This window comes from Micromonospora sp. CNZ280, from assembly GCF_011759515.1.
In genome coordinates, this window is the sequence record NZ_JAAOYP010000002.1 from 254,426 (window position 1) to 278,611 (window position 24,186).

27 protein-coding genes are annotated in these 24,186 nt (G+C 75.3%); 15 read left to right on the forward strand and 12 right to left on the reverse strand.

What is annotated here, in order from left to right; all coding sequences use genetic code 11:
• Positions 1-37 precede the first annotated feature (37 nt).
• Both FHX32_RS16205 and FHX32_RS16210 read left to right on the forward strand, forming a co-directional pair.
• Positions 38-931 carry a pentapeptide repeat-containing protein gene (locus FHX32_RS16205; RefSeq protein WP_167183401.1) on the forward strand — a complete coding sequence of 298 codons (894 nt, stop codon included), beginning with the start codon at positions 38-40 and terminating at the stop codon, positions 929-931.
• A 102-nt stretch (positions 932-1,033) separates the two neighbouring features.
• Positions 1,034-1,270, forward strand: a complete 237-nt coding sequence (locus tag FHX32_RS16210) for a preprotein translocase YidC (protein WP_167183405.1) — start codon at positions 1,034-1,036, stop codon at positions 1,268-1,270.
• Positions 1,271-1,386: 116 nt separating this feature from the next.
• Here the strand turns inward: FHX32_RS16210 and rnhA are convergent, their stop codons facing one another.
• The gene (gene rnhA / locus FHX32_RS16215; protein WP_167183408.1) at positions 1,387-1,866 is read right to left on the reverse strand and encodes a ribonuclease HI; all 480 of its coding nucleotides are present in this window, start codon (positions 1,864-1,866) and stop codon (positions 1,387-1,389) included.
• Positions 1,867-1,942: 76 nt separating this feature from the next.
• Here rnhA and FHX32_RS16220 point away from each other — a divergent pair, with 76 nt between their 5' ends.
• Together FHX32_RS16220 and FHX32_RS16225 are read left to right on the forward strand one after the other, a co-directional pair.
• Positions 1,943-2,671: a tyrosine-protein phosphatase gene (locus FHX32_RS16220; protein WP_167183411.1), complete on the forward strand. Its 729-nt coding sequence runs from the start codon at positions 1,943-1,945 to the stop codon at positions 2,669-2,671.
• Between the two features lie 82 nt (positions 2,672-2,753).
• Positions 2,754-3,347: a GNAT family N-acetyltransferase gene (locus FHX32_RS16225; RefSeq protein ID WP_208418815.1), complete on the forward strand. Its 594-nt coding sequence runs from the start codon at positions 2,754-2,756 to the stop codon at positions 3,345-3,347.
• A 34-nt stretch (positions 3,348-3,381) separates the two neighbouring features.
• On the opposite strand, the gene FHX32_RS16230 is transcribed toward FHX32_RS16225, so the two are convergent.
• Together FHX32_RS16230 and FHX32_RS16235 are read right to left on the reverse strand one after the other, a co-directional pair.
• Positions 3,382-4,575, reverse strand: a complete 1,194-nt coding sequence (locus FHX32_RS16230; protein ID WP_167183414.1) for a lycopene cyclase family protein — start codon at positions 4,573-4,575, stop codon at positions 3,382-3,384.
• A 12-nt stretch (positions 4,576-4,587) separates the two neighbouring features.
• On the reverse strand, positions 4,588-5,124 hold the full coding sequence (locus FHX32_RS16235; RefSeq protein WP_167183417.1) for a glycosyl-4,4'-diaponeurosporenoate acyltransferase CrtO family protein: 537 nt from the start codon (positions 5,122-5,124) through the stop codon (positions 4,588-4,590).
• Between the two features lie 123 nt (positions 5,125-5,247).
• Between FHX32_RS16235 and FHX32_RS16240 the strand changes: the two genes are divergently transcribed.
• Entirely contained in the window at positions 5,248-6,495 is a 1,248-nt protein-coding gene (locus FHX32_RS16240) for an MFS transporter (RefSeq protein ID WP_167183420.1), read from the forward strand.
• A gap of 12 nt (positions 6,496-6,507) precedes the next feature.
• On the opposite strand, the gene FHX32_RS16245 is transcribed toward FHX32_RS16240, so the two are convergent.
• Positions 6,508-7,812: an MFS transporter gene (locus tag FHX32_RS16245; protein WP_486481130.1), complete on the reverse strand. Its 1,305-nt coding sequence runs from the start codon at positions 7,810-7,812 to the stop codon at positions 6,508-6,510.
• Positions 7,813-8,498: 686 nt separating this feature from the next.
• On the opposite strand from FHX32_RS16245, the gene FHX32_RS16250 reads away from it, so the two are divergent.
• A complete protein-coding gene (locus FHX32_RS16250; protein ID WP_167183423.1) occupies positions 8,499-9,326 on the forward strand; it encodes a class I SAM-dependent methyltransferase in 828 nt (275 codons plus the stop codon).
• 13 nt (positions 9,327-9,339) lie between these two features.
• On the opposite strand, the gene FHX32_RS16255 is transcribed toward FHX32_RS16250, so the two are convergent.
• Both FHX32_RS16255 and FHX32_RS16260 read right to left on the reverse strand, forming a co-directional pair.
• A complete protein-coding gene (locus tag FHX32_RS16255; RefSeq protein WP_167183426.1) occupies positions 9,340-9,873 on the reverse strand; it encodes a GNAT family N-acetyltransferase in 534 nt (177 codons plus the stop codon).
• A 9-nt stretch (positions 9,874-9,882) separates the two neighbouring features.
• Positions 9,883-10,257 carry a winged helix-turn-helix transcriptional regulator gene (locus FHX32_RS16260; protein ID WP_167183429.1) on the reverse strand — a complete coding sequence of 125 codons (375 nt, stop codon included), beginning with the start codon at positions 10,255-10,257 and terminating at the stop codon, positions 9,883-9,885.
• A 161-nt stretch (positions 10,258-10,418) separates the two neighbouring features.
• Between FHX32_RS16260 and FHX32_RS16265 the strand changes: the two genes are divergently transcribed.
• From FHX32_RS16265 to FHX32_RS16275, 3 genes are all read left to right on the forward strand, one after another.
• Entirely contained in the window at positions 10,419-11,303 is an 885-nt protein-coding gene (locus tag FHX32_RS16265; protein ID WP_167183432.1) for an imine reductase family protein, read from the forward strand.
• Positions 11,300-12,175, forward strand: a complete 876-nt coding sequence (locus tag FHX32_RS16270; protein WP_167183435.1) for an imine reductase family protein — start codon at positions 11,300-11,302, stop codon at positions 12,173-12,175. The genes FHX32_RS16265 and FHX32_RS16270 overlap by 4 nt, the downstream gene beginning before the upstream one ends.
• 96 nt (positions 12,176-12,271) lie before the next feature.
• Positions 12,272-13,111 carry an ArsR/SmtB family transcription factor gene (locus FHX32_RS16275; protein WP_109899446.1) on the forward strand — a complete coding sequence of 280 codons (840 nt, stop codon included), beginning with the start codon at positions 12,272-12,274 and terminating at the stop codon, positions 13,109-13,111.
• A gap of 126 nt (positions 13,112-13,237) precedes the next feature.
• On the opposite strand, the gene FHX32_RS16280 is transcribed toward FHX32_RS16275, so the two are convergent.
• A complete protein-coding gene (locus FHX32_RS16280; protein WP_167183438.1) occupies positions 13,238-15,415 on the reverse strand; it encodes an MMPL family transporter in 2,178 nt (725 codons plus the stop codon).
• 165 nt (positions 15,416-15,580) lie between these two features.
• Here FHX32_RS16280 and FHX32_RS16285 point away from each other — a divergent pair, with 165 nt between their 5' ends.
• The 5 genes from FHX32_RS16285 to FHX32_RS35130 all read left to right on the forward strand — a co-directional run bounded on the left by FHX32_RS16285 (position 15,581) and on the right by FHX32_RS35130 (position 19,184).
• Complete coding sequence (locus FHX32_RS16285) at positions 15,581-16,750, forward strand: histidine kinase (protein ID WP_167183441.1); 1,170 nt, start codon at positions 15,581-15,583, stop codon at positions 16,748-16,750.
• Complete coding sequence (locus FHX32_RS16290) at positions 16,747-17,421, forward strand: response regulator transcription factor (RefSeq protein ID WP_167183444.1); 675 nt, start codon at positions 16,747-16,749, stop codon at positions 17,419-17,421. The genes FHX32_RS16285 and FHX32_RS16290 overlap by 4 nt, the downstream gene beginning before the upstream one ends.
• A gap of 247 nt (positions 17,422-17,668) precedes the next feature.
• Positions 17,669-18,154, forward strand: coding sequence for a hypothetical protein (locus FHX32_RS16295; protein ID WP_167183447.1), 486 nt, complete (start codon positions 17,669-17,671; stop codon positions 18,152-18,154).
• An 81-nt stretch (positions 18,155-18,235) separates the two neighbouring features.
• The gene (locus tag FHX32_RS16300; protein WP_167183450.1) at positions 18,236-18,856 is read left to right on the forward strand and encodes a class F sortase; all 621 of its coding nucleotides are present in this window, start codon (positions 18,236-18,238) and stop codon (positions 18,854-18,856) included.
• Between the two features lies 1 nt (position 18,857).
• Entirely contained in the window at positions 18,858-19,184 is a 327-nt protein-coding gene (locus tag FHX32_RS35130) for a GDSL-type esterase/lipase family protein (RefSeq protein WP_486481232.1), read from the forward strand.
• 89 nt (positions 19,185-19,273) lie between these two features.
• On the opposite strand, the gene FHX32_RS16310 is transcribed toward FHX32_RS35130, so the two are convergent.
• Entirely contained in the window at positions 19,274-19,891 is a 618-nt protein-coding gene (locus FHX32_RS16310; protein WP_167183453.1) for a DsbA family protein, read from the reverse strand.
• A gap of 329 nt (positions 19,892-20,220) precedes the next feature.
• On the opposite strand from FHX32_RS16310, the gene FHX32_RS16315 reads away from it, so the two are divergent.
• Positions 20,221-20,652 carry a histone gene (locus FHX32_RS16315; protein WP_167183456.1) on the forward strand — a complete coding sequence of 144 codons (432 nt, stop codon included), beginning with the start codon at positions 20,221-20,223 and terminating at the stop codon, positions 20,650-20,652.
• A 137-nt stretch (positions 20,653-20,789) separates the two neighbouring features.
• On the opposite strand, the gene FHX32_RS16320 is transcribed toward FHX32_RS16315, so the two are convergent.
• From FHX32_RS16320 to FHX32_RS16335, 4 genes are read right to left on the reverse strand one after another with little or no spacing between them, the layout of a single operon-like run.
• Positions 20,790-21,338, reverse strand: a complete 549-nt coding sequence (locus FHX32_RS16320) for a gluconokinase (protein WP_167183459.1) — start codon at positions 21,336-21,338, stop codon at positions 20,790-20,792.
• On the reverse strand, positions 21,328-22,668 hold the full coding sequence (manD, locus tag FHX32_RS16325; protein WP_486481233.1) for a D-mannonate dehydratase ManD: 1,341 nt from the start codon (positions 22,666-22,668) through the stop codon (positions 21,328-21,330). Before manD ends, FHX32_RS16320 begins: the two co-directional genes overlap by 11 nt.
• Positions 22,596-23,549 (reverse strand): sugar kinase, encoded by a 954-nt coding sequence (locus FHX32_RS16330; RefSeq protein WP_167183465.1) that lies wholly within the window; start codon positions 23,547-23,549, stop codon positions 22,596-22,598. The genes manD and FHX32_RS16330 overlap by 73 nt, the downstream gene beginning before the upstream one ends.
• Positions 23,546-24,184 carry a bifunctional 4-hydroxy-2-oxoglutarate aldolase/2-dehydro-3-deoxy-phosphogluconate aldolase gene (locus FHX32_RS16335; protein ID WP_167183468.1) on the reverse strand — a complete coding sequence of 213 codons (639 nt, stop codon included), beginning with the start codon at positions 24,182-24,184 and terminating at the stop codon, positions 23,546-23,548. The genes FHX32_RS16330 and FHX32_RS16335 overlap by 4 nt, the downstream gene beginning before the upstream one ends.
• Between the last annotated feature and the right edge of the window lie 2 nt (positions 24,185-24,186).

Here is a 24,186-nt window from a genome sequence, read left to right on the forward strand (position 1 = left end):
GGCGGGAAGGTCCCGGATCGGCAGGAGAACGGTCAGCGTGTCGGAAACCGCCCAGGCCCCGTCGTCGGCCGGTGAGCTGCGCGCCGACTGCGCCCGCTGTTTCGGGCTCTGCTGCGTCGCGCCGGCCTTCGCCGCATCCGCCGACTTCGCCGTCGACAAGCCCGCCGGCCAGCCCTGCCGGCACCTCCGGTCGGACTTCCGCTGCGGCATCCACACCCAGCTGCGCGACCGGGGCTTCCCGGGCTGCACGGTCTTCGACTGCTTCGGGGCCGGCCAGCAGGTGGCCCAGGTGACCTTCGGCGGGCGGGACTGGCGGCAGGCCCCGGAGACGGCCGCCCGGATGTTCGACACGTTCGCCGTGATGCGGCCGCTGCACGAGTTGCTCTGGTACCTGACCCAGGCGGTCGCGCTGCGCCCGCCGCGGCCGCTGCCCGACGAGCTGGCGGCCGCCCTGACCGAGACCACCCGGCTGACCAACGCCGACCCGGAGACGCTGCTCGGGCTGGACGTCGACGCGTACCGGGGGCGGGTGAACGCGTTGCTGTCGCGCACCGGCGACCTGGTGCGGGCCCGCGCCGGCCGGCCCGGCCCCGACCACCGGGGCGGTCGGCTGTTCGGGGCCGACCTGCGTCGCGCCGACCTGCGCGCGGCCAACCTGCGCGGCGCGCTGCTGATCGGGGCGGATCTGCGCGGGGTGGACCTGCGCCTGGCCGACCTGACCGGCACCGACCTGCGCGGGGCCGACCTGCGTGGGGCCGACCTGTCCGGCAGCCTCTTCCTGCACCAGTCCCAGCTCGACGCGGCCCGTGGCGACCGGCACACCGGGCTGCCGGCGACGCTCGTCCGGCCGGCGCACTGGTCGGCGCTGCCACTCACCCCGGTACGACGGGCGTCCGGCGGCCGTCCGGCCCGCACCGCCCGGCGGCGCTGAGGCGCGGTCGCGGCCCGGCCGGCCCACCGGTGCCGAGCCCGACGTTTCGCTGCCGGGCGGTCGGGTAGCCGGCTGACCGACGGCACGAACGGGGAGGCGACGGTGGGATATCGGGCACGCCAGGGCGTACAGCCGGTCGACCCGGAGCACGCCGAGGACGAGGCCGGCCAGGCCCGGCTGGTCCAGGTCGGGGCGGACACCGACGTTCCGGCCCCGGACGACACCGAGATCAAGCCGGACATCGTCACCGAGGACGACGGTTCCGGTGTGGCGGGCGGGGCGTCGGGCACCAGCAGCGGCGGCTCGACCATGCCCGGCCACCCGGACGCGACCCGCTGACCACCCCGCCGGCCGGCGGCGTCGCGGTGGTTCGGGGCGCGGCGGTCCGCTCCGGACCGCCGCGCCGGCCCAACCACCATCGGGGTGTCGCGGCCGCTCATGGCGGGTCGCGGCCGTCAGCGGCCGGCGGGCACCGCCGCGGCGCGGGCCTCGGTCATCCCCCGGTTGGCCAGCGCGTCCGCCCGCTCGTTCTCCGGGTGTCCGTTGTGTCCCTTCACCCACAGCCAGGTGACCTGGTGCCGGACGCAGGCCGCCTCCAGCCGCTGCCACAGGTCGGCGTTCTTCACCGGCTGCCTGGCAGCGGTCAGCCAGCCGTTGCGTTTCCACGAGGCGAGCCAGCTGGTGATGCCGTTGCGCACGTACGTGCTGTCGGTGTGCAGCTCGACGGTGACCGGGCGGGTCAGGCTCTCCAGCGCCTGGATGGCGGCCATCAGCTCCATCCGGTTGTTGGTGGTCGGCGTCGCCTCGCCGCCGTGCAGCTCCCGCTCGTGGCTGCCGTAGCGCAGCAGCACGCCCCAGCCGCCCGGGCCGGGGTTGCCGCTGCACGCGCCGTCGGTCCAGATCTGCACGACCCTGCCGGTCGTCCCGTCCACCATGCCGGCAACCTACCCGGTGCCGACGCCGAACCGGCTGCGCGGGCCTGCGCCACGCGGCGTCAGCTAGGGTCGGCCGGTGGAGCGGCACATCACCTTTCAGCGCCTGCACAACTTCCGGGACCTGGGCGGCTACCGGACCGGCGACGGCCGCACCGTACGGTGGGGTCAGCTCTACCGGTCCGACTCGCTGGGCAAGCTGGCCGGCGCCGACCTGGCCCGGTTCCGCGAGCTCGGCGTGCGTACCGTGATCGACCTGCGCTACCCGTGGGAGATCGAGGCCCGGGGCCGGGTGCCGCACCACGACGGTCTGGCCTGGCGCAACCTGAGCATCGAGCACCGCCCGTACGACCAGGCCACCATCGACCCGGCCGTCGACCCATGGCGCTACCTCGCCGACCGCTACGCCGAGGTGGCCGAGGACGGCGCGGCCGAGCTGCGGGAGGCGCTGGAGGTGGTCGCCGACGCCGACGGTCCACTGGTCTTCCACTGTGCCTCCGGCAAGGACCGCACCGGCCTGCTGGCCGCCCTGCTGCTCACCCTGCTCGGTGTCGACGACGAGCAGATCGCCACGGACTTCGCGCTGACCGAACTGGCCACCGAGCGGTTGGTGGCCGACTGGCGGGCCGCCCATCCGGGCCGCACCCTGCTCTGGCCCGGCTACGGCCGGGCTCCGGCCGAGATCATCGAACTCGTGCTGGCCGACCTGCGGGCAGCGCACGGCTCGGTGCACGGCTACGTCACCGACCGGCTCGGCGTGTCCGAGAAGACGATCACCCAGCTACGGGAGCGGCTGCTCACCGACTGACCGGCGGCGGCGGAACCGCCACCGTCCCGCCAGGCGAAAAGCCCGCGCCCCGCGCGGCGGCATTCTGGCAGGCTGGGTAACCGTGACGGTGATCGGGGACGGCCTGCGGGCCGAGGCACGCACGACCTTCGACGAGGTGGGGCGCGCCGGGCGCACGGTGATCCGGCCGGCCGAGCCGGGCGACGCCGACACGCTGCACCGGTTCATCGTGGAGCTGGCCGAGGCGGAGAACTTCCCGGGCGAGGTCCGTGCCGAGCCGGCGGACGTGGCCCGGGCGCTGTTCGGTCCGCGTCCGGTGGCGGAGGCGGTGGTGGCCACCGTCGACGACGAGCCGGTCGGGTTCGCGCTGTTCTACCCCACCTACAGCACGGTGCTGGGCCGCCCCGGCATCCACCTGGAGGACCTGTACGTCCGGCCCGAGCAGCGCGGCGGCGGGGTCGGCCGGGCGCTGCTCGCCCATCTGGCCGCGCTGGCCGTGGCGCGGGGCTGCGGCCGGCTGGAGTGGTGGGTGCTGCGTACCAACGATCCGGCGCTGCGCTTCTACCGCCGGCTGCGCGCGCGATCCCTGGACGAGATCGACGTGCTGCGACTCGACGGTGAGCGGCTGCGCGAGCTGGCCGACGGCAGCCAGCTCGGCGGCGGACAGGCCCCGGCCGGCCTCGCACCCGGCGCCTGATCCGCCGCCTGCCCGGGACGTCCGGGTCGCTGGCCTAACGGCTCCGCTGGTTACGGGCGAGCCGGGCGCGCAGCCGGTCGGCGGCGTCGCCCGCCGTGGCGGCCACCATCGGTGGCAGGCGGGTGGAGCTCATCACCGCCAACTCCTCGACCGGGCTGGTGGCGCCGTCGAGGAAGCGCAGCACCCGCTCGGCGGGATTGCGCTCGAAGAGCCGGTCGAAGAAGTCCGGGCCGCTCACCCCGCCCCGGTCCAGCGCGCGCAGCGCGACCGCGTCCATCCACCGATGCCGTCGGGGGTACGCGGGTGCCGGCACCGGTGGCCGCCCGGCCGCCAGGGCCCGGGCCACCTGATCGGCCTGCCGGCGCATGGCGGAGAAGGTGAAGCCGGTGGAGGGGCGGGTCGCGCCGCCGGCCGTGCCGAGACGGACCACCCGGGGTGACGGGCGGGCGTCGAACGGCGCGTCGGTCATCGGGATCACCCCGTCCTCCACCTCCCGCACGGTCAGCCGGGCCGGATCGAGGCCGAGCAGGTCCCGGTAGCCGACCAGGGCCGCGTCGTAGCCGGCGCCGGTGAGCGGCGCGGGCGAGAACTCGGTGTACTCCACCAGGGCGTAGCGGTCGCTCACCGGCAGCACGTATCCGAACGAGACGCCCCGGGCCGGCTGCGGGGTGCGGAAGTCCATCAGCACCGCGCGGTCGGCGTCGAACACCGGGGTGTCCGACGCCAGCCACCAGCCCCGGAAGTGCTGGAGCCAGTTGGTGCGCCCGGGCCGGCGCGGCGGGCGGGGCCGGGAGTCCAGCACCCAGGACGCCCGGACCACGGGGGCGTCACCGGCGCGGACCAGCACCCGCTCGCCGTCGTCGTCGAGGGCGTCGGCGGCGGCCACGACCCGGGTCACCCCGAGGCGCCGCTCGGCCTCGGCGGCCCGGTCGTAGACCGGGCCGGAGCGGAGCATGGCGTACCGCAGCGGGGCGAGGTCGAGCACCCGGCGGCGCTGCGCGGTGACCACCTCGACCTGCCGCCAGCTCGCGCTCAGCGCCGGGTCGAGATCGGTGCCCGGGCGATCCCAGAACGCCCAGGTGCGATCCTGGCCGCGCCTGTGCACCGGGTCGACCACGGCGACCCGCAGGTCCCGCACCCCGTGCCGATCGAGCGCGGCGAGCACCAGGGACGCGGCGCCGCCACCGCCGACGAGGGCGAGGTCGACGTCGACCGGTGCGGAGTTCACCCGGTCACGGTGTCACACCGTTCCCCGGGCCCGTTCGGTGGTGGCTGTGACACGTTGGATCCGGGCCCGCAGCGCCCGCTGGAGCAGGATCGGGTAGCCGTGCAGCGGCACGGTCAGCCCGGCCAACCAACCGGCGGCCGGGCCCGCCCCGAGCAGGGCCGCCGCCCCGGCCAGCCCGAGGGCGGCGACGGCGAGCACCGAGTGCCCGAACTCCGACCGCCGGGTACGCAGGTCGAGCGCCGGCAGGGCGGCGCGGGTACCGGCGAAGGAGTGCCCCATCAGCCGCTCCCAGCCGACCCGGCGCAGCAGCCGCCGGTACGCCCCGACCCCCAGCCGTCGGTACAGCCCCGGCTCCCACCGGCGGATCCGCCAGTGGTCGCCGCCCAGCCCCGGCCGCGCGGCGTCCACCCAGGTGGCGATCCAGGCCATCAGCCCGAAGTGCACCACCCAGGCGAACGCGAAGCCGTACCCGAGCAGCGCGCCGGTGGCGGCACCCGCGGCGGCCACCACGACCGGGCCGAACAGCAGGATCAGCGTCGCCCGGGTCATCCGGGCAGCCTAGGTCGCGTGCCCAGCCGGGTAACGGCCCGCCCCACGCCGACGGGGCCGAGCCGCGGCGGACCAGGCCTGGCGGGACCGCGGGACGGCGGTGGCTCGGTTACGGTGGCCGACATGGTTGAGCGGTCCCGGTCGCTGGGGCGCCCGTTCTGGACCTTCTGGGGCGCCGCCGCGTTGGCCAACCTGGGTGACGGCATCCGGGTGGCGGCGTTCCCCCTGCTGGCCGCCGCGCTGAGCGACGACCCGGTGGCGGTGGCCGGGGTCGCCGCGGCGCAGTTCCTGCCCTGGCTGGTCGCTGGCCTGCTCGCCGGCGCGCTGGCCGACCGGCGCGGCGCGCGTACCGTCATCGCCGCCGCCGACGCCGGCCGGGTGGTGGTGCTGGCGGTGCTGACCGCGGCCGTGGCGACCGGCGGGGCCTCGATCCCGCTGGTGATCGCCGCCGCGTTCCTGCTCGGCGTGGGCGAGACCGTGCGCGACACCGCCGCCCAGACGGCGGTGCCCCGCCTGGTGACCGGCGCGCAGTTGGAGAAGGCGAACGGCCGCCTGGTCGCCGGCGAGATCGTGGGCAACGAGTTCCTCGGCCCGCCGGTGGGCGCGCTGCTCTTCGTGGTCGGCGCCGCGCTGCCGTTCGCGGTCAACGGCGCGGCGCTCGCCCTGGCGGTCATGCTGGTGCTTTCCCTGCCGCTGAGCCTGGCCCGCCCCGGGCGGGGCCCAGGTGCCGCGGACGCGGCTGTGAGCACCGCCGGACCGGCGGCGGCCCGGGGTGGTGCGTTGGCCGGGCTGCGTTGGCTGGTGCGGCAACCCCTGCTGCGGACGCTCGTCGTGGTGGGCGCGGCCGTCGCCGCCGCGGACAGCGCCTGGTTCGCGATCTTCGTGCTGTACGCGCGGGAGAGCCTCGGCCTCGGCGCGCTCGGCTTCGGCCTGCTGTTGGCGACCGGCGCGGCCGGCGGGCTCGCGGGATCGTTCGCCGCCGACCGGTTGATCGCCCGGTTCCGGCACCGACACGTGCTGACCTGGTCCCTGGCGACGACGGCCGGCGTGCCGCTGCTGCTGGTGGTGGCCCCGCACCGGGTCGCCGCCGTGGCCGTCGTCGTCACCACCAGCGCGTCGTTCGCGGTGCTCAACGTCGCCGCGCTGTCGATCCGGCACCGGCTCGTACCCGAGGGCCTGCTCGGTCGGGTGGTCGCCGCCTCGCGGATGCTCACCTTCGGCTGCACGGCGCTGGGCGCGCTGGCCGGCGGCGCGCTCGCCGCCCGGGCGGGCGTCGAGGCGCCGTTCCTGTTCAGCGGTGCGGTCGCCGTCATCGCCACGCTGGCCTGGTGGCGTTCCTCGCACCTCGCCGCGCCGGCCGACCCGGCCTGAGCCGCCCGCTCGTCAGGCGACCGGGCCGGCCGCGGCGCGCTCGTCGGCGGGCCGGTCGGTCGCGGCCGGCTGGTCGGGCGCGGGCGCGGCGTACGCCCGGGCGACGGTGGCCCGGTCGAAGACCCGCCAGGTCGCGGCGGACACGCCGACCGCCACCACGAACCCGATCCAGTACGGCACCGTCAGCCCGAAGGTCGCCGCGACCGCCCCGCCGAGCAGCGCGCCGAGGCAGTTGCCGCCGGCGGCGACGAACAGGATGGTGCTCCCCACCCGGCCCTGCAAAGCGGTCGGGGTGAGCCGCTGGCGCAGCGAGTTGGCGACGATGTTCCACAGCGAACTGTGCGCGCCGAAGGCGAACAGCGCGAACCCGACCACCGCCGCGCTGCGCGAGGCGGCCAGGGCCAGGTGCAGCCCCGCCTCGACCAGCAGGCCGACCCGGATGGTCCAGGTGGCGCCGATCCGGGCGATCAGGCGGTCGCCGACCGCGGCGCCGAGCACACCGCCGACGGCCATGCAGGTGAACAGGGCGCCGTAGCCGACCGACCCGAGGTGCAGCCGCTCGGCGGCGAGCAGCACCAGCACCGCGATCGCGGCGGTCAGGGTGAGGTTGAGCAGTCCGATCAGGACGGTCATGGTACGCAGCAGGCGTTGCCCGGCCAGCCACCGGAAGCCCTCGACGATGTCGGCGCGAACGGAGCGGACCGTCGCGCCGCCGACGCTCGCCGGGCCGGGCCGGTAGCTGCCGGCGATCAGGGCGAGCAGCACCGCGCTCACCGCGTACGTGACGGCGTTGGCCAGGAACGGGCTGCTCGCGGCCAGCACGAACAGGAACCCGCCGAGCGGGCCGGCGAGCATCCCGTGCATCAGCGTGCTGCCGCCGCTGAGCCAGCCGTTGGCCCGCTCCAGCAGATCGCGGGGCACCACGGCGGGCACCATCGCCTGGCTGGCCGCGCGGAACACGATCTCGCCGGTGTTGATCACGAAGAGGACGGCGTAGAGCAGGGCCACCCCGGCCCGGTCGGTCATGATGGCCACCGCCAGCACAGCCAGCGCGGCGACCCGTACCCAGTCGATGACGATCATCAGCCGACGGCGGTCGACCCGGTCGACCAGCACGCCGCCGGGTAGCGCGAAGAGCAGCCAGGGCAGCCAGGCCACCCCGGACGCGGCGGCGACGACCAGCGGGTCGTCGGTGCGCGAGGCGACGAACAGCGGCGCGGCGACCGTGGCCAGGCCGCTGCCGAGTGCGGACATGGTGCTCGCCGCCCAGAGCTTGGCGAACCGCGCCCCCAGGCTCTCCCCCGCGTTCCTGGTCACGGCGGGCCAACCTACCAGCGGCGAGCAGGCGCGGCCTCCGCATTTCCCTGGGGCCGCTGACGGCGCTGCTTTGATCAAAGGAAGGTCGTCCAGTCCTGGTGAGCGCGACGATGCGACCGACAGCCCCGGCTCGTCGCCGGGCCTGCTCGCCACGGCCGCGGCTTGGCCGTGTCGCTCTCGTGGCCGGTCTCCGGGAACCCGCAGGCTGATGCGCTGGGTGCGCCCTGTCGAGCTGCCCCGTCCATGGGACCGCTGGGCTGCAACGGCCGGCCGTCGTGCTCACGCACGACACCGCACGCCCTGTCGAGCTGCCCCGTGCATAGAACCACTGGGCCAGCGACGACCGCCGTCCTGCGCACGCACGACACCGCGCGCCCTGTCGAGCTGCCCCGTGCATAGGACCACTGGGCCAGCGACCACCGGCCGTCCTGCGCACGCACCACCGCGCGCCCCTACAGACGGGGCAGCTCTGAAGCGCCTGCGGGAGTAGTGGGCGCCGGCTGCCCCCGCCCATGGCAGACACGATGACGGCGCGACCCTGCCTGCCCCGCCGGACGCGGCACCACAACGCGGTGACGGCGCGGCCCGGCGGCGCACCGCACCGGACCGCCGACGCGACGCGGCGCGACGCGGCGCGACGCGATGGCGCGCATACCCGGGGCGGGCGGGTGTGCGACGGTCTGGCGGTGAACGACCATCGGACGGTCAACCGGGCCAGCTGGGACGAGCGCGCCCCCGCCCACGCCGCGTCGCCGGACTACGGCGTCGAACGCTTCGTCGCCGATCCCGAGCACCTCAGCGAGGTGGTGCGGTTCGACCTGCCCCGGCTCGGCGACGTGTCCGGGCTGCGCGGGGTGCACCTGCAGTGCCACATCGGCGCCGACACCGTCTCGCTGCACCGCCTCGGCGCCCGGATGACCGGCCTGGACTTCTCCGGCGCGGCGCTGGTGCAGGCCCGCCGGCTGGCCGAGCGCACCGGCGCGGCGGTCGACTTCGTGCAGGCGGACGTGTACGACGCCGTGCAGGCGCTCGGCGAGGCCGAGTTCGACTTGGTCTACACCGGCGTCGGCGCGCTGTGCTGGCTGCCGGAGATCCGCCGCTGGGCCGAGGTGGTCGCGGCGCTGCTGCGCCCCGGCGGGCGGCTGTTCCTGCGGGAGGGCCACCCGATGCTCTGGGCGCTGGCCGATCCCCGGCCGGACGGCCTGCTGGCGGTCGAGCACCCGTACTTCGAGCGGCCGGAGCCGACGGTGTGGGACGAGCCCGGCACGTACGTCGAGACCGACGTGACGTTCACCCACACCCGGTCGTACGAGTGGAACCACGGGCTGGGTGAGGTCGTGACCGCGCTGCTCGACGCCGGTCTCGACCTGACCATGCTGACCGAGCACGACAGCGCGCCGTGGGACGCCCTGCCGGGCCAGACGGTCCGCGACGGGCACGGCGAGCACCGGCTCCGGGACCGGCCGTGGCGGCTGCCGCAGACCTACACCCTCCAGGCCCGCAAACGGGGCTGAGCCGGGACGACGATCAGCGGTCGGGGCGCTTGCGGTAGAGCACGCTGCGGCGCAGCGGGCCGGCCGGGACGCTCGGGTCGTCGAAGTCGTCGGCCGGGTCGGTGGTCATCCCGAGGCGGCGCATCACCGCCTGCGAGCGCAGGTTGGTGGCGGTGGTGACGGCGAGGATCTCGGCCAGCCCGACGGTGTCGAAGCCGTACGCCAGCACGGCGCTGGCCGCCTCGGTGGCGTAGCCGTGCCCCCAGGCGGCGCGGGCCAGCCGCCAGCCCGCCTCGACCCCGGTGAACGGCATGCCGGGGTCGACCCGGTCGAGCCCGGCGAAGGCGATGAACTCGCCGGTGTCGCGGACCTCCACCGCCCAGAAGCCGAAGCCGTCGCGCGCCAGGTCGGCCTGGAACCTCCGGGCGGAGGCGGTGGCCTGCTCCGGGGTGAGCAGCGGACCCAGGTGCTCGCGGACCTCGGGGTCGGCGTTCATCGCGGCCCAGGGCGCGAGGTCGGACTCCTGCCAGTCGCGCAGCAACAGCCGCCGGGTTCTGATCTCTGTCACCGGCCGACCCTAGCGGGCCCGTGTGGCGACCTCCGAACGCTTTTCGGGCTGGTCCCGCGGGATCGCCTCGATCGTCGCCATGTGCCGCTCACCCCACTCGCCGAGCGGGATCAGCGCCTCGTTCAGCGACGCGCCGAAGGCGGTCAGCGAGTATTCCACCTTGGGCGGCACCTGCCGGTAGACCTCGCGGTGCACGAGGCCGTACGCCTCCATCTCGCGCAGCTGCTGGATCAGCATCTTCTCGCTGATGCCGGAGACCCCGCGCCGCACCTCGGCGAAGCGGCGCGGCCCGTGGTGCAGCTCCCAGAGGATCAGCGCCTTCCACTTGCCACCCACCACGTCCACGGCGGCGTCCAGGCCGCACGAGTAGGTCCGCTTCTTCACCTCGCCCCTTCCCTACTTACCAAAAGGTAGGTACCTGAGAAAATAGTAGGTACTTGCCGGTCCGCGCGTACCGCACCCAGGATGGGACTGCCCGGCGGGACGCGCAAGAGCCCAGCTCCGGGCGCCTCCACCTTTCCCTGATCCCGGTGAGGAGCAGATCCATGACCGAACACGACCCTGCCCCGGTGACCGTGCTGGGCCTCGGGCCGATGGGCCGCGCGCTGGCCGGCGCGCTGCTCGCGGCGGGCCATCCCACCACCGTCTGGAACCGGACGGCCGCCCGGGCCGACCGGCTGGTCGAACGCGGCGCTCGGCGCGCCGGCACCGTCGAGGAGGCGGTCCGGGCCAGCCCGCTGGTGCTCGCCTGCGTCGTCGACTACCCCGCCGTGCGCGGCATCGTCGAGCCGGCCGCCGACGCGCTGCGCGGCCGCACCCTGGTGAACCTCACCGCGGACACCCCGCAGCGCGCCCGGGCGATGGCCGACTGGGCCGCCGGGCACGGCATCGACTACCTGGACGGGGCGATCATGACCCCCGCGCCGACCATCGGCGGGCCGGCCGCACTGGTGCTCTACAGCGGACCGGAGAAGACCTGGCACGCCCACCGGGCGACCCTGGCCCGGCTGGGCGGCGACGCCCACTGGCTCGGCGCGGACCCGGCCCGGGCCGCCGGTTACGACGTTGCCCTGCTCGACGTCTTCTGGACGGCGATGAGCGGGATCGCGCACGCATTCGCGCTGGCCCGGGCCGAGAAGATCCGGGCGGCCGACCTCGCCCCGTACGCCCGGGGCATCGGCGGCCTGTTGCCCGACCTGATCGACGACCTGGCCCGGCGGTTGGACGCCGACGACCACGTCGCGGACGTCTCCAGCATCGCCTCCGCGGCCGCGGGCATGGCGCACATCATCGACGCCGCCGAGGGGCACGGCATCGACGCCAGCGTGCTCCGGGCCGCCCACGCCGTCGCCGGACGGGCGGTCGGTGCCGGGCACGGCGACGACGACTTCTCCCGGCTGACCCGGATGTACGAGCAGGTGGCCGCGTGAGCGCCCCGGCACGTCGTCCGGTGACCGTGCTCGGGCTCGGCGCGATGGGCCGGGCGTTGGCCGGCGCGCTGGTCGCCGCTGGCCATCCCACCACCGTGTGGAACCGCTCGCCGGGCCGGGCGGCGGCGCTGACCGCGGCCGGCGCCACCGAGGCGGGTACGGCGGCCGAGGCGGTCGCCGCCGGCGACCTGGTGGTGGTCTGCCTGCTCGACGACGCGGTCACCCGGCAGGTGCTCGCACCGGTGGCCCCGGTGCTCGCCGGCCGCACCCTGGTCAACCTCACCAACGGCACGCCGGAGCAGGCGCGGCAGCTGGCCGAGTGGGCGACCTCGCACGGTGCGGACCACCTCGACGGCGGGATCATGGCGATGCCGGCGATGATCGGCCAACCCGGCGCGCTGATCCTCTACAGCGGCCCGGAGGAGGCCTTCCGGGCCGGCCGGGAGACGCTGGCCGCGTTCGGCGCGGCCCACTGGCTCGGCGCCGACCCCGGCTCCGCCTCCCTGCACGACCTGGCCCTGCTCGCCGCCATGTACGGGATGTTCGGCGGCTATCTGCACGCGGTCGCGATGATCCGCGCGGCGGGCGTGCCGGCCACCGGGTTCACCCCGTTGGCGACCGACTGGCTGACCGCGATGCTGGGCGCGCTGCCGGCGCTGGCCCGGGGCGTCGACTCGGGCGACCACGCCGCCGACGGATCCGCCGTGGGCATGCAGGCCGCGGCGTTCGGGAACCTGCTCGCGGCGAGCCGCGAGGTCGGCGTCAGCACCTCGCTCCTGGAGCCGGTACGCCGGCTGCTCGACGACGCGGTGCGCGCCGGGCACGGCGAGGACGGCCTCTCCGCGCTGGTGGACCTGCTCCGGCAGGCCTGACCCCGAGAGCGGGTCGCCCCACACCCGGTTGGACATGCAGCCGTCTGGTTGCCTATAGTGACAGGCAACCAAACGGCTGCATATGTGGGGTGCGGGGTGGACGAGGTGTTCCGGGCGCTGGCTGACGCCAGCCGCCGCCGGCTGCTCGACGACCTGAACCTGCGCAACGGGCAGAGCCTGCGCGAGCTGTGCGCCGGGCTGGCGATGACCCGGCAGTCGGTCAGCAAGCACCTGGCAGTGTTGGCGGCGGCCAACCTGGTGACCACCGTGCGCCGCGGCCGGGAGAAGTTGCACTACCTCAACCCGGCACCGATCAACGCCATCGCCGACCGCTGGATCAACCGGTACGACCGGCAGCGGGTCCACGCGCTCGCCGACCTGCAGACAGCATTGGAGCGGGAGTCCATGCAGAGTCCGACGTTCGTCTACACGACCTACATCAACACCACCCCGGAGCGGCTCTGGGCCGCGCTCATCGAGCCGGCGTTCACCCGCCGCTACTGGGGTGGCGTGGCGCTGAAGTCCGACTGGCAGGTGGGCTCCCCCGTGCTGTGGCAGGACGCCCCGGACGGCGAGTACCGCGACCTCGGCCAGCGGGTGCTGGCCGCCGAGCCGTACCGGCTGCTCAGCTACAGCTGGCACGGCTTCCAACCGGAGCACGCCGCGTACTTCGGCTGGTCGCAGGAGGAGCTCGCCGCCCGGCTGGGCGAGCGCCGCTCCAAGGTGACCTTCGAGATCACGCCGCACGGCGAGGCGGTCCGGCTGACCGTGGTGCACGACGACTTCTCCCCTGACAGCGAGATGCACCGGGCGATCAGTGGGCAGCTGGCCGGCAGCGGCGGCTGGCCGGAGCTGCTGGCCAGCCTGAAGACGCTGCTGGAGACGGGTGAGCCGCTGCCCGAGCCGGTGGCCGAGCCCGCCGCACCCGCCTCCTGACCCGCCGGCCCGGCTCGGGGTCGTGGCGCCCCGGCCGGCCCGCTGCGCGCCGGCTCGGCGGAGCCAGACCGCCGGGAGGAGATGCCGGGTGGCGGTGCCGGGTGGCACCGCCTCCCGGCGTCGCCGTCAGCGGTGTTCGAGGGCGAGCCGGGGCAGCCGCCGGGCCAGCCAGCCGGGCAGCCACCAGGCGCGCCGGCCGAACAGCTGCATCACGGCCGGCACGATCAGGCACCGGATGACCAGCGCGTCGACCAGCACCGCCACGGCCAGCCCGAGGCCGAACTGCTTGAGCATCCGGCCCGGGTCGAACAGGAACGAGCCGAACACCATCACCATGATCGCGGCGGCGGCCGTGATGATCCGGCCGGTGGTCGCCATGCCGTGCCGGACGGCGCCCGGGGCGTCGTGGTGCTGCTCCCAGTGCTCGTGCATCCGGGCGAGCAGGAAGATCTCGTAGTCCATCGACAACCCGAACGCGATCGCGAAGATCAGCACCGGCACGAACGCCTCGACCGGGCCCGGCTGGACGCCGAGCGCGTCGGCGAGCACGCCGTGTTGGAAGACCAGCGTGATCGCGCCCAGCGACGCGGCGACGCTGAGCAGGTTGAGCAGCGCGGCCTTGAGCGGGATCAGCAGCGAGCGGAACACCAGGACCAGCAGCAGGGTGGAGAGTCCCACCACCACCAGCACGAACAGCGGCAGCCGGTCGGCCACGGCGGTCGAGAAGTCCACCGTCGCCGCGGTGGTCCCGCCGACCAGGAAACTCACCCCCGGACCACCCAGCCCGGGCAGCACGTCGGTGCGCAGCCGGTCCACCAGCTGCTGGGTGCGGGCGTCCTGCGGCTTGGCGTCCGGCACGACGATCATGGTGGCGACTCGGTCGTCAGCGGTGGGTACCGGCGGCACGACGGTGGCGACGCCGGCCGTGGCGGCCAGCGCCGGACGGGCCGCCTCGGCCGCCGCCCGCGCGTTCCCGCCCGGCGCGGGGGTGGCGTCGACCACCACCACCAGCGGCCCGTTGAAGCCGGGGCCGAACCCCTCGGCCAGCAGGTCGTACGCCTGCCGGCTGGTGCGCTCCGGCGCGCCGTTGCCCGGGTCGGCGATGCCCAGCCGCATGTCGAGCACCGGCACGGCCAGGGCCAGCAGGGCACCGACCGCGACCACGGTGGCCGTCCACGGATGCCGCTGCACCAGGGACGACCAGGCCGCCCAGCGCGACCCGTCGCCGCGGCGGCGGGTGGCTCGCCGGCGTACCGTCCGCTCGATCCGGCCGCCCATGATGCCGAGCAGCGCGGGCAGCAGGACCAGCGCGGCGGCCATGGTGGCCGCCACCGTCACCGCCACGGCGACGGCCACGCCCTGCAACGAGCCCAGGCCGAGCACCACCAGGCCGAGCAGGGCCAGGATCACCGTGGTGCCGGCGAACAGCACGGTCCGACCGGCGGTGTCCACCGCCCGCCGTCCGGCCTGCTCGGGGTTCGCGCCGGCGAGCAGTTCCGCGCGGTAGCGGGAGAAGAGCAGCAGCGCGTAGTCGATGCCGACGCCGAGGCCGACCAGGGCCATCAGCGGGGTGGTGTAGTCGGCGACCGTCGCGACGTGTGAGGCGAGCAGGACCAGCCCCATCGCGGTGCCGACGGCGAAGACCGCGATGATGATCGGCAGGCTGGCCGCGAGCACCGAGCCGAAGAGGACGACGAGGATCACCAGCGCCGCGAGCAGGCCGATGCCCTCCGCCGGTCCGCCGCCGCCCTCCTCCACGGCCACCACCGGGTCGCCGCCGACCTCCACCCGCAGCCCGTCGCCGGCGCCCGCCCGGGCGGTGTCGACCAGCCGCCGGACGTCCTCGTCCGGCACGTCACCGGCCTGCCCGGCGAGGGTCACGGTGGCGTAGCCGACCGTCCGGTCGGCGGAGAGGGCGCCGGGGTCGGCGTACGGGTCGCGGGCCTCGGCGACCGAGGGCAACGCGCGTACCCGGTCGAGCAGCTGTCCAACCCGGTCCCGGGTCGCCGGCCGCTCCAGCCCGGCCGGGTCGGCCAGCACGAGCTGCACGCTGGTGTTCGCCGCGACCGGCGCCCGCTCGCGCAGCGTGTCCAGCGCCCGCTGCGACTCGGTGCCGGGCAGCGAGACGTCGTTGCGGTAGTTCGCGCCGACGAGTTGTGCGCCGACGCTGACCGCGATCAGCGTCACCAACCAGGCGAGCAGGGCCTGCCACCGGCGCCGGTGGGCCCAGCCGGCCAATCGCTCGAACCGGCTGGCGGGTGGGGTTGTCGGGGGCGCGCTCGGCGCCGGACTGGACTGGACCATCGCGGGGACGACCTCCTGACGTGCACGGGTGCCGCCGACGCTAGGAGCGCCGGGCCGCACCCGGCGACGCCCCGGGTGGTGATCTCCGCGTACCCCCGGGGAGGGAGGACGGATGCTCCCGCCGGATGATCCGGGGGCCGCCGCACCCCCGCTAACCTCGGTGTCGTGACCCGTCGTGACCAGTTGGTGGACGCCGGCGTGACGGTGTCGGTGCTCGCCGCGTCGCTGCTGGTGCTCGGGCTCGACGGGATCGGCACGCCGTCGCCGGACGCGACCGCCCTGGACGCCACCGGCGTGGCGCTGGTCGCCGCGGCCTGCCTGCCGCTGCTGGTCCGGCGCCGGGCGCCGCTGGCGGCGTACCTCGGCACCGCCGTCGGCACCGCCGCCCTGCTCGTGCTGCGCTACCCGCTGGACTTCCCGTTCAGCTGCGTCGTCGCGATCTACACGCTGGCCGCGGTGCACGGCGGCGACCCGCGGCCCAGCCGGCGTTGGACCGCCCGCCTCGCCGTCGGAGCGTTCGTCCCGGTAGCCGCCGGCGCGTACGCGGCGGGTGGCTTCCGTGGTCACGAAGTGGTCTCCGGGATGGGCGCCTGGGCGCTGACGTTCGCGGGCGCCTGGGTGGCCGGCGAGCTGTTCCGGGTACGCCGGGAGCGGATCGACGAGCTGGAGGAGCGGGCCGCCCGGGCCGCCCGGGAGATCGAACGCGAGCGCCGGCTGGCGGTGGCCGAGGAACGCACCCGCATCGCCCGGGAGCTGCACGACTCCGCCGGCCACGCGGTCAACGTGATCCTGGTGCAGGCCGGCGCGGCCCGGCTGACGCACGGCCGGGACCCGCAGCGGTCGCTGCGCGCCATCGCCACCGTGGAGGAGGTGGCCCGCAGCACCATCGTCGAGATGGAGCGGCTGGTGCGGGCGCTGCGCGACGACGACGCGGAGCCCGTACCGGCCGACCCGGGCGCGCTGGAGGAGCTGCTGGACCGGCACCGGGTCGACGGCCTGCGCATCGACGCCGAGCTGAACGGCCCGGACCGGCCGTTGCCCCGCAGCGTCTCCTGGGCCGCCTACCGGATCCTGCAGGAGTCGCTGACCAACGCCGCCCGGCACGGCTGCGGCACGGCGCGGGTCGCGGTGGACTTCCGGGCGGACGCGGTGGAGATCGCGGTGAGCAATCCCGCGCCGGCGACGCCCGCCGACACCGGGGTGCGGGGGCGGCGGCACGGCATCGTGGGGATGCGGGAGCGGGCGACCCTGCTGGGCGGGACCCTGGAGACCGCGTCCGGGCAGGGCGAGTTCCGGCTGCGGGCGCGCCTGCCGTACGACGAGGTCGGCCGGTGAGCGCGCTGCGGCTGCTGCTGGTCGACGACGACGACCTGATGCGCGCCGGCCTGCGCGCGGTGCTGTCGGTCGACGACGGCATCGAGGTGGTCGGCGAGGCCGCCGACGGGCGGCAGGCGGTCGAGCGGAGCCGGGCGCTCGACCCGGACGTGGTGCTGATGGACGTGCGGATGCCCCGGATGGACGGGGTGAGCGCGACCCGGGAGATCGTGGCGGCGGGCGGCCGGGCCCGGGTGCTGGTGCTGACCACGTTCGAGGACGAGGACTACGTCTTCGGCGCGCTGCGCGCCGGGGCGTCCGGTTTCGTGCTCAAACGCACCCGGCCGGAGCACCTGATCGCCGGGATCCACACCGTGGCCGGCGGCGAGGCGCTGCTCTCCCCCGCGGTGACCCGCACGGTGATCAGCCGGATGGTCGACCACGACGAGCCGGTCGATCCGGCGCTGCGCCGGCGGCTGGCGGAGCTGACCCCGCGCGAGCGGGACGTGCTGGAACGGGTGGCCCGCGGGCTGTCCAACGCCGAGATCGCCGCCGAACTGGTGATCGAGGAGTCGACGGTGAAGACCCACGTCAAGCGGATCCTGGCGAAGCTGGGGCTGCGCGACCGGGTGCAGGCCGTGGTGCTCTGCTACGAGACCGGCATCGTCCGCCCCGGGCGGCGTACCGGCTGAGGCGGGCGTACGCCGCGGCGAGGGCGCAACGGCGGCTTTCCTCGCGGGGCTCGCGTCCCACGTATCGCCTCCCACCCGCGGCTTCGGCCGCCGCCGGGTGGACACGTGACGGCAACGAAGATTTCTCATTTTCACCGGATCGAGGGGCCAACCCTCCTAGTGTTGGGCACACCGGTGCTAGTCACGGAGTTGGCCACCCGAACGACGTCCCACGCAGTCAGCGGACGAAATGTGAGGGAAGACGCGTATGAAGGCTAAGACAGTTCTCGTATCGGCGGCGGTGGGCGTGGGTCTCGGCACGCTGCTGCTCCCGGGCGCCGCGCTGGCCGAGACCATCGTGTCACCGGCCAGCACCCCGGTCGGCGGGACGGTCGTGCTCACCGCGACGACCTGCAATCCGAAGTCCGGCGACGCGATCTTCCGCGTCACCGGCCCCAACCGCGACATCAACGTCCGGTCCACCACCGCCGCGGCCGGCGGCGGCCTGAGCGCCGAACTCTTCACCGCCGGGTTCACCCTGGGGACCTACACGGTCACCGCCACCTGCGGCGACGGCAGCTCGGCCGGCAGCGCCACCTTCACCGTCACGCCGATCGGCGGGGCACCCGCCGGAGGCGGCGACGGAACGGACGGCACCGGCTCACTCGCCGCCGGCGCGACGCTGCTCGGCACCGCCGTGGGCGGCGCTCTCATCCTGGCCCGCCGCCGGCGCCACCCCGCCGGCGTCGCCTGAGGCGACACCCGTCCCTGAAACGGGTGCCCGCGCCGACCCCGGCGCGGGCACCCCGGATCGAGCGTGCCCGGAGGTGCTGACGTGTGGTGGCGCAGGCCGGGTACGGCCGTCGCGGCGGTGGGCCTGCTCGGCACGGCCGGGCTCGGGCTGATCGCGTCCGGGCTGACCGCCGCGCCGACCCGACCGCCGCAGCCGGACGCCGCCGACGCGCCGGTCAGCACCCGGCCCGTGCCCAGCCTGCCGCCGCTGCCCCGCGCCGACCCCGTCCGGGTCGAGGTCCCGGCCATCGGCGTACGCGCGGAGGTGGTGCCCGTCGCGGCCGACGCGGCCGGGGTACTGGAGGTGCCGCCCCTGGACCGGCCCGGCCTGGCCGGCTGGTACTCCCTCGGCGTCAGCCCCGGCGAGACCGGCAACGCGGTGATCGTCGGGCACGTGGACTCCCCCACCGGCCCGGCCGTCTTCTTCGACCTGGGCCGGCTGCGCCGCGGCCACGCGGTACGCGTCACCCGCGCCGACGCCGGCGTGGTGACGTTCACCGTGGACGGTGTGGCGGCGTACCCGAAGGACCGGTTCCCCGCCGAACTCGTCTACGGCCCGAACCCGGCTGCCGGGCTGCGCCTGGTCACCTGCGGCGGTCGGTTCGACGAGGGCAGCGGGAACTACATCGACAACGTCGTCGTATTCGCCACCCGGACCGGGTGAAATAGAGCGCCGGGGGCGCCCGTGCGGCGGGCCAGCTCGGCGGCCCCGCCGGCGTGGTCGGGGTGGGCTGGAGTACGCGAACCTGGCCGTCCGGGGCCGCACCGCCGCCCGGATCCGGGCCGAGCAGCTGCCGGTCGCGCTCGATCTGGCGCCGGACCTGGCCACCGTGGTGGCCGGCATGAACGACGTGCTGCGCCCGTCCTTCGACGCCGCCCGGGTGGCCCCGCCATCCCCGACGTCGTGTCGTCAACCGCCTGGCGCGCCGCACCCCTTGCCGGCTCGCCGGTGTCACCGGCGAGTGCCGCCTGGTTCCGGCGGTGATACCTGAGAGTCATCATGATGACTCTCAGGTATCAGACCTCTCGGGGATACCCGCCCCGGTCGCCGGACCCGCGAGCGGCGCCCCGGCCGGGTGGGTCAGCGCTCGATCGGCGGACGGGTACGGGCCCGCTTGAGCTCGAAGAACCCGTCGGTGTTGGCGCACGCGAGAACCCCGTCCCAGAGCCGGCCGGCCGCCTCGTTCCGCGGAATCGGCGCGACCACCGGGCCGAAGAAGGCGGTCCGCCGGCCCTCGGCGGTGACGTGGATGGTCGGGGTGCCGAGGTCCTCACCGACCGGCTCCAGACCGGCGTGGTGGCTGGCCAGCAGCGCCTCGTCGTGGTCGGTGGACTCCGCCGCGTCGGCGAGGTCGACGGCCAGCCCCACCTCCGCCAGCGCCGCCCGGTACAGCTCCGGCCCGATCGGCGCGCGCTCGTGGTGGATCCGGTTACCCAGCGCCGTGTAGAGGTCGCGCAGCACCTCGTTGCCGTACTTCTGCTCGGCGGCGACGGCGACCCGCACCGGGCCCATCCCCGGCTTGAGCCACTCCTGGTACCACTCCTCCAGCCCGTCGCGGCCCTCGTTGAGCACGGACAGGCTCAGCACGTGGAACCGGACGGTGACCGCCCGGACCCGCTCCACCTCCAGCAGCCAGCGGGAGGCATTCCAGGCCCACGGGCAGCGCGGGTCGAACCACATGTCGGCGGTCGTCGTCATGATGGGTGTTCCGGTCCTTCCGGTCGGGTCGACGGTCATCCCCCACCCTGTCGGCCGGATTGGCTCTCCGGCAGAGCCGATCCGTGTCCCGTTTCCTGGTCCAATCGGGCCCGGCCGCCAGCCACGATGCGGGAACGTAGGCGCCGATCACTGTCGGTGGAAGGTCCGGGCGTACCGTCCTGGTGGGCCGGACGCCCGAGCGCCGGACGGCGTTTGGCGGCCGGGGCCTCGGGAAGACCGTCGCGCCGGGCGGGCCGTCGGCCCGCGCCGGCCGGTCAGCACCCGTCCCGCCATCGACGGCGGGCAGGGCGGATCCGCGAGGAGGGACGATGGCGGCCAGATCCACCGGTGGTACCAGCAGGGCGACCGGCGGGCCCCACGGGGGCCCGCTGAACCGGAAGGCGACGGCGAAGAAGGTCGCGGCGGCCACGAAGCGGGCGACCGGGACGAGCGCGGCCAAGACACCGGGCGGGAAACCCACGCCGACCACGGCCCGCGCCGCACAGAAGAAGGACACCTCGGCCACGGCCGCCCCCACCCGGCGGCCGCGGGTGTCGGCGACGGCCACCAGGGCGCCCGGCACGACGGCGCCGGCGAAGGCGCCCGGCACCAAGGCGGCGGCGAAGAAGGCGCCGGCGAAGAAGGCCGCGGCGAGCCGGTCCCGCGCGACGACGACGGCGCCGGCGAAGAAGACGGCGACCCGGAAGGCGACGATGGAGTCGTACGGCACCCGGCGCGGCGCCCGCCGGACGACCGGCTGACCCGGTCGCCGCACCGGACCGGCCGCCGGGCCGGCCGATGCCGCTTCCGGGAGTTGGTGCCGCCCGGCCGGAGGCCGGCCCGGCGGTGAGCCAGAAAGGGGTCTACCTCGACGCGCTGCCCGACTGACGCGGGCGGGTCACTCGGCGAGCCGGGGCAGGCCGAGCTTGCCGACCGCCGCCTCGACCAGTTCCTCCGGCGTCAGCGACACGTCGAGCACCAGCACCGACTCGTCCGGGTCCGGCTGCTCCAGGGTGGCCAGCTGCGACTCCAGCAGGCTGGCCGGCATGTAGTGCCCGGCCCGCTGGGACAGCCGTTCCCGGATCACCTCGGCCGGCCCGTCCAGGTGCACGAACTCCACCTGCGGCGGGCCCTGCCGGAGCACGTCGCGGTAGGACCGCCGCAGCGCCGAGCAGGCCAGCACCGTGGACACGCCCTCGGCGGCGCGGGCGGCCATCCAGGCGGCCAGCTCGCGCAGCCAGGGCTGGCGCGCGGCGTCGTCCAGCGGCACGCCGGCCCGCATCCGCTCCACGTTGGCCGGCGGGTGGAATTCGTCGGCCTCGGCGAAGGTCAGCCCGGTGCGCGCGGCGATGCCCCGGGCCACCGTGGTCTTGCCGGCCCCGGACACCCCCATCACGACCACGTGTCGGGTGGCGCCGGCCGGGGCCGGCCGCCGCTCACCAGTCATGGACCGTGCCGTCCTTGAGCCGGTTGAACGGCAGGTAGGCCGGCTGGTACGGGAACTTCGCGGCGACCGTCTCGTCGAGCTCCACGCCGATGCCCGGCTGCTCGCCCGGGTGCAGGTAGCCGTCGGTGAAGGTGAACGACTGCCGGAACACCTCGTTGGTGAGCGGGCCGTGCCGCATGTACTCCTGGATGCCGAAGTTGTGGATGGCCAGGTCCAGGTGCAGGGCTGCGGCCATGCCGACCGGCGAGATGTCGGTGGGGCCGTGGATGCCGGACTTGATCTGGTACTGCGCGGCGAAGTCGAGCAGCTTGCGCATCGCGGTGATGCCGCCGGTGTGGGTGACCGCCGAGCGGACGTAGTCGATGAGCTGCTCGCGGATCAGGGTCTGGTAGTCCCAGACGGTGTTGAAGACCTCGCCGATGGCCAGCGGGGTGGTGGTGTGCTGGCGGACCAGCCGCAGCGCCTCCTGGTTCTCCGCCGGGGTGCAGTCCTCCAGCCAGAACAGGTCGTACGGCTCCAGCGCCTTGCCGAGCTTGGCGGCCTGGATCGGGGTCATCCGGTGGTGGCCGTCGTGCAGCAGCGGCAGTTCCGGGCCGAACTCGTTGCGCACCGCCTCGAAGACGCCGGGCAGGTGGCGCAGGTAGGCCCGGGTGTCCCAGTCCTCCTCGGCCGGCAGCGGGATGCGCTGCGCCGGCTCGTAGTCGTAGCGCTTGCCGTCGGCGCTGGGCTGGGCGGCCACCCCGTAGACGGCGTTGATGCCCGGCACCGAGGTCTGCACCCGGATGGACCGGTAGCCGTCGTCGAGGTGCCGGCGGATCGAGTCGAACAGCTCCGGCAGGTCCCGGCCGGACGCGTGCCCGTACGCCATGATGCCGGTGCGCGACGCGCCGCCGAGCAGCTGGTAGAGCGGCATGCCGGCGGCCTTGGCCTTGATGTCCCACAGGGCCACGTCGACCGCGGCGATGGCCGCCATGGTGACCGGCCCGCGCCGCCAGTACGCCGAGCGGTACAGGAACTGCCAGGTGTCCTCGATACGGTGCGGGTCCCGGCCGATCAGCAGCGGGACGACGTGGTCGCGCAGGTACGAGGCGACGGACAGTTCCCGCCCGTTGAGCGTGCCGTCGCCCAGGCCGACGATCCCCTCGTCGGTGGTGATCTTGAGGGTGACGAAGTTGCGGTCCGGGCTGGTGACGATGACGTCCGCTGCGGTGATCTTCACGGGGTGGTGCCTTTCTGCACGGGGTGTGGCGGCGGCGACTAACGGAGGACGCTTCCGGTCTCGTGGCCCTCGAGAAGGGACAGTTCGGCGCGGCGGGGCAGCCCCTCGCAGTCGCCCCTGGTGGAGACGGCGAAGGCGCCGAGGGTGGCCGCGCGGCGGAGTCGACCGGCCAGGTCGAGCCCGTCGAACCAGCCGGACAGGTAGCCCGCGGTGAACGCGTCCCCGGCGCCGACGGGGTCGACGGCGGTCACGGTGAGCGTCCCGACGTGCTGGACCCCGTCGGGGGTGTGCGCCCGGGCGCCGTCCGCGCCCAGCTTGACCAGGACGGTGTGCACGCCCCGGCGGAACAGCTCGGCGGCCACGGTGGACTCGTCCGCGCCCGGTTCGCCGACGAGGTCCAGCTCGTCGGCGGAGGCGATGACGATGGCGGCGTGGCCGGCCAGCGGGGCGAGCACCGCGCGGGCGCCCTCCCGGGACCAGAGCCGGGCCCGGTAGTTGACGTCCAGGCAGACCGGGATGCCCGCCTCGGCGGCGGCCTCGGCCGCCCACCGGGTGGCCTCCCGGGCGGTGTCGGACAGCGCCGGGGTGATCCCGGTCAGGTGCAGCATCCGCGCGCCGGCGGCCAGTGGGGCCCGCAGGTCGTCGACGCGCAGCGCGGAGCCCGCCGATCCGGCGCGGTGGTACTGCACCCGGGTCAGGTCGGCGGTGCGCTGCTCCAGGAACATCAGCCCGGTCGGCCGGTCCGCGTCCCGGCTCACGCCGGCCACCTCGACGCCCTCGGCGCGCAACTGCCGCAGCGTGTACTCGCCGAACTCGTCGCCGCTGACCCGGCCGACCCAGGCGGCCCGGTGGCCCAGCCGGGCCACCCCCACGGCCACGTTGGACTCGGCGCCGGCCAGGTGCATGGTCAGCGACCCCCCGGCGGCGAGCGGGCCGGCCGAGCGCAGCGACACCATGGCCTCGCCGAAGGTGAGCAGGTCGGGCGCGGTCATCGGCGGGCCGTCTCCCGGACCGCGGCGAGGTAGGTGCGGGCCCGCTCGCGCAGGGCGGCCAGGTCGCCGCCGGAGGCGGCGTCGCCGACCAGCGGCCCGCCGACGCCCACCGCGATCGCGCCGGCGGCCAGGTAGCCGGGCACGTCGTCGAAGCCCACGCCGCCGACCGCGACGAACGGGATGTCCGGGAACGGGTCACGCACCGCCTTGAGGTACGCCGGTCCGCCCACCGAGGCCGGGAACAGCTTGATCGCCGAGGCGCCCATCCGCATCGCGGTGTACGCCTCGGTCGGGGTGAACGCCCCGGCGGCGACCGGGACGCCCCGGCGGGCCGCCTCGGCGATCGACTCGACCACCGCCGGCGTGACCACGAACTGCGCGCCCGCGGCGACCACGTCGGCGACGTCGGCGGTGGTGAGCACCGTGCCGGCGCCGACCAGGGAGCCGGCGGGCGCCGCCGCGCGCAGTGCCTCGACGGCGCGCGGGGCGTCCGGCGTGGTGAGCGCCACCTCGACGAGGCGTACGCCCTCTTCGAGCAGGGCGGTGCCGGCGGCGATCGCGCCGGCGGTGTCGGTGCCGCGGATGACCGCGAGGATGCGGGCGTCGGCGAGTTCGGCGGTGAGGTTGACGGTCATGT

What these genes read in the sequence shown, in the direction of transcription:
- rnhA (WP_167183408.1), bottom strand. Translation starts at nt 1,866, where the DNA reads ATGGTGGACGGGACGACCGGCAGGGTCGTGCAGATCTGGACCGACGGC.
- FHX32_RS16235 (WP_167183417.1), bottom strand. Translation starts at nt 5,124, where the DNA reads ATGACCCGGGCGACGCTGATCCTGCTGTTCGGCCCGGTCGTGGTGGCC.
- FHX32_RS16240 (WP_167183420.1), top strand. Translation starts at nt 5,248, where the DNA reads ATGGTTGAGCGGTCCCGGTCGCTGGGGCGCCCGTTCTGGACCTTCTGG.
- FHX32_RS16265 (WP_167183432.1), top strand. Translation starts at nt 10,419, where the DNA reads ATGACCGAACACGACCCTGCCCCGGTGACCGTGCTGGGCCTCGGGCCG.
- FHX32_RS16280 (WP_167183438.1), bottom strand. Translation starts at nt 15,415, where the DNA reads ATGGTCCAGTCCAGTCCGGCGCCGAGCGCGCCCCCGACAACCCCACCC.
- FHX32_RS16295 (WP_167183447.1), top strand. Translation starts at nt 17,669, where the DNA reads ATGAAGGCTAAGACAGTTCTCGTATCGGCGGCGGTGGGCGTGGGTCTC.
- FHX32_RS16310 (WP_167183453.1), bottom strand. Translation starts at nt 19,891, where the DNA reads ATGACGACGACCGCCGACATGTGGTTCGACCCGCGCTGCCCGTGGGCC.
- FHX32_RS16315 (WP_167183456.1), top strand. Translation starts at nt 20,221, where the DNA reads ATGGCGGCCAGATCCACCGGTGGTACCAGCAGGGCGACCGGCGGGCCC.
- FHX32_RS16320 (WP_167183459.1), bottom strand. Translation starts at nt 21,338, where the DNA reads ATGACTGGTGAGCGGCGGCCGGCCCCGGCCGGCGCCACCCGACACGTG.
- FHX32_RS16330 (WP_167183465.1), bottom strand. Translation starts at nt 23,549, where the DNA reads ATGACCGCGCCCGACCTGCTCACCTTCGGCGAGGCCATGGTGTCGCTG.
- FHX32_RS16335 (WP_167183468.1), bottom strand. Translation starts at nt 24,184, where the DNA reads ATGACCGTCAACCTCACCGCCGAACTCGCCGACGCCCGCATCCTCGCG.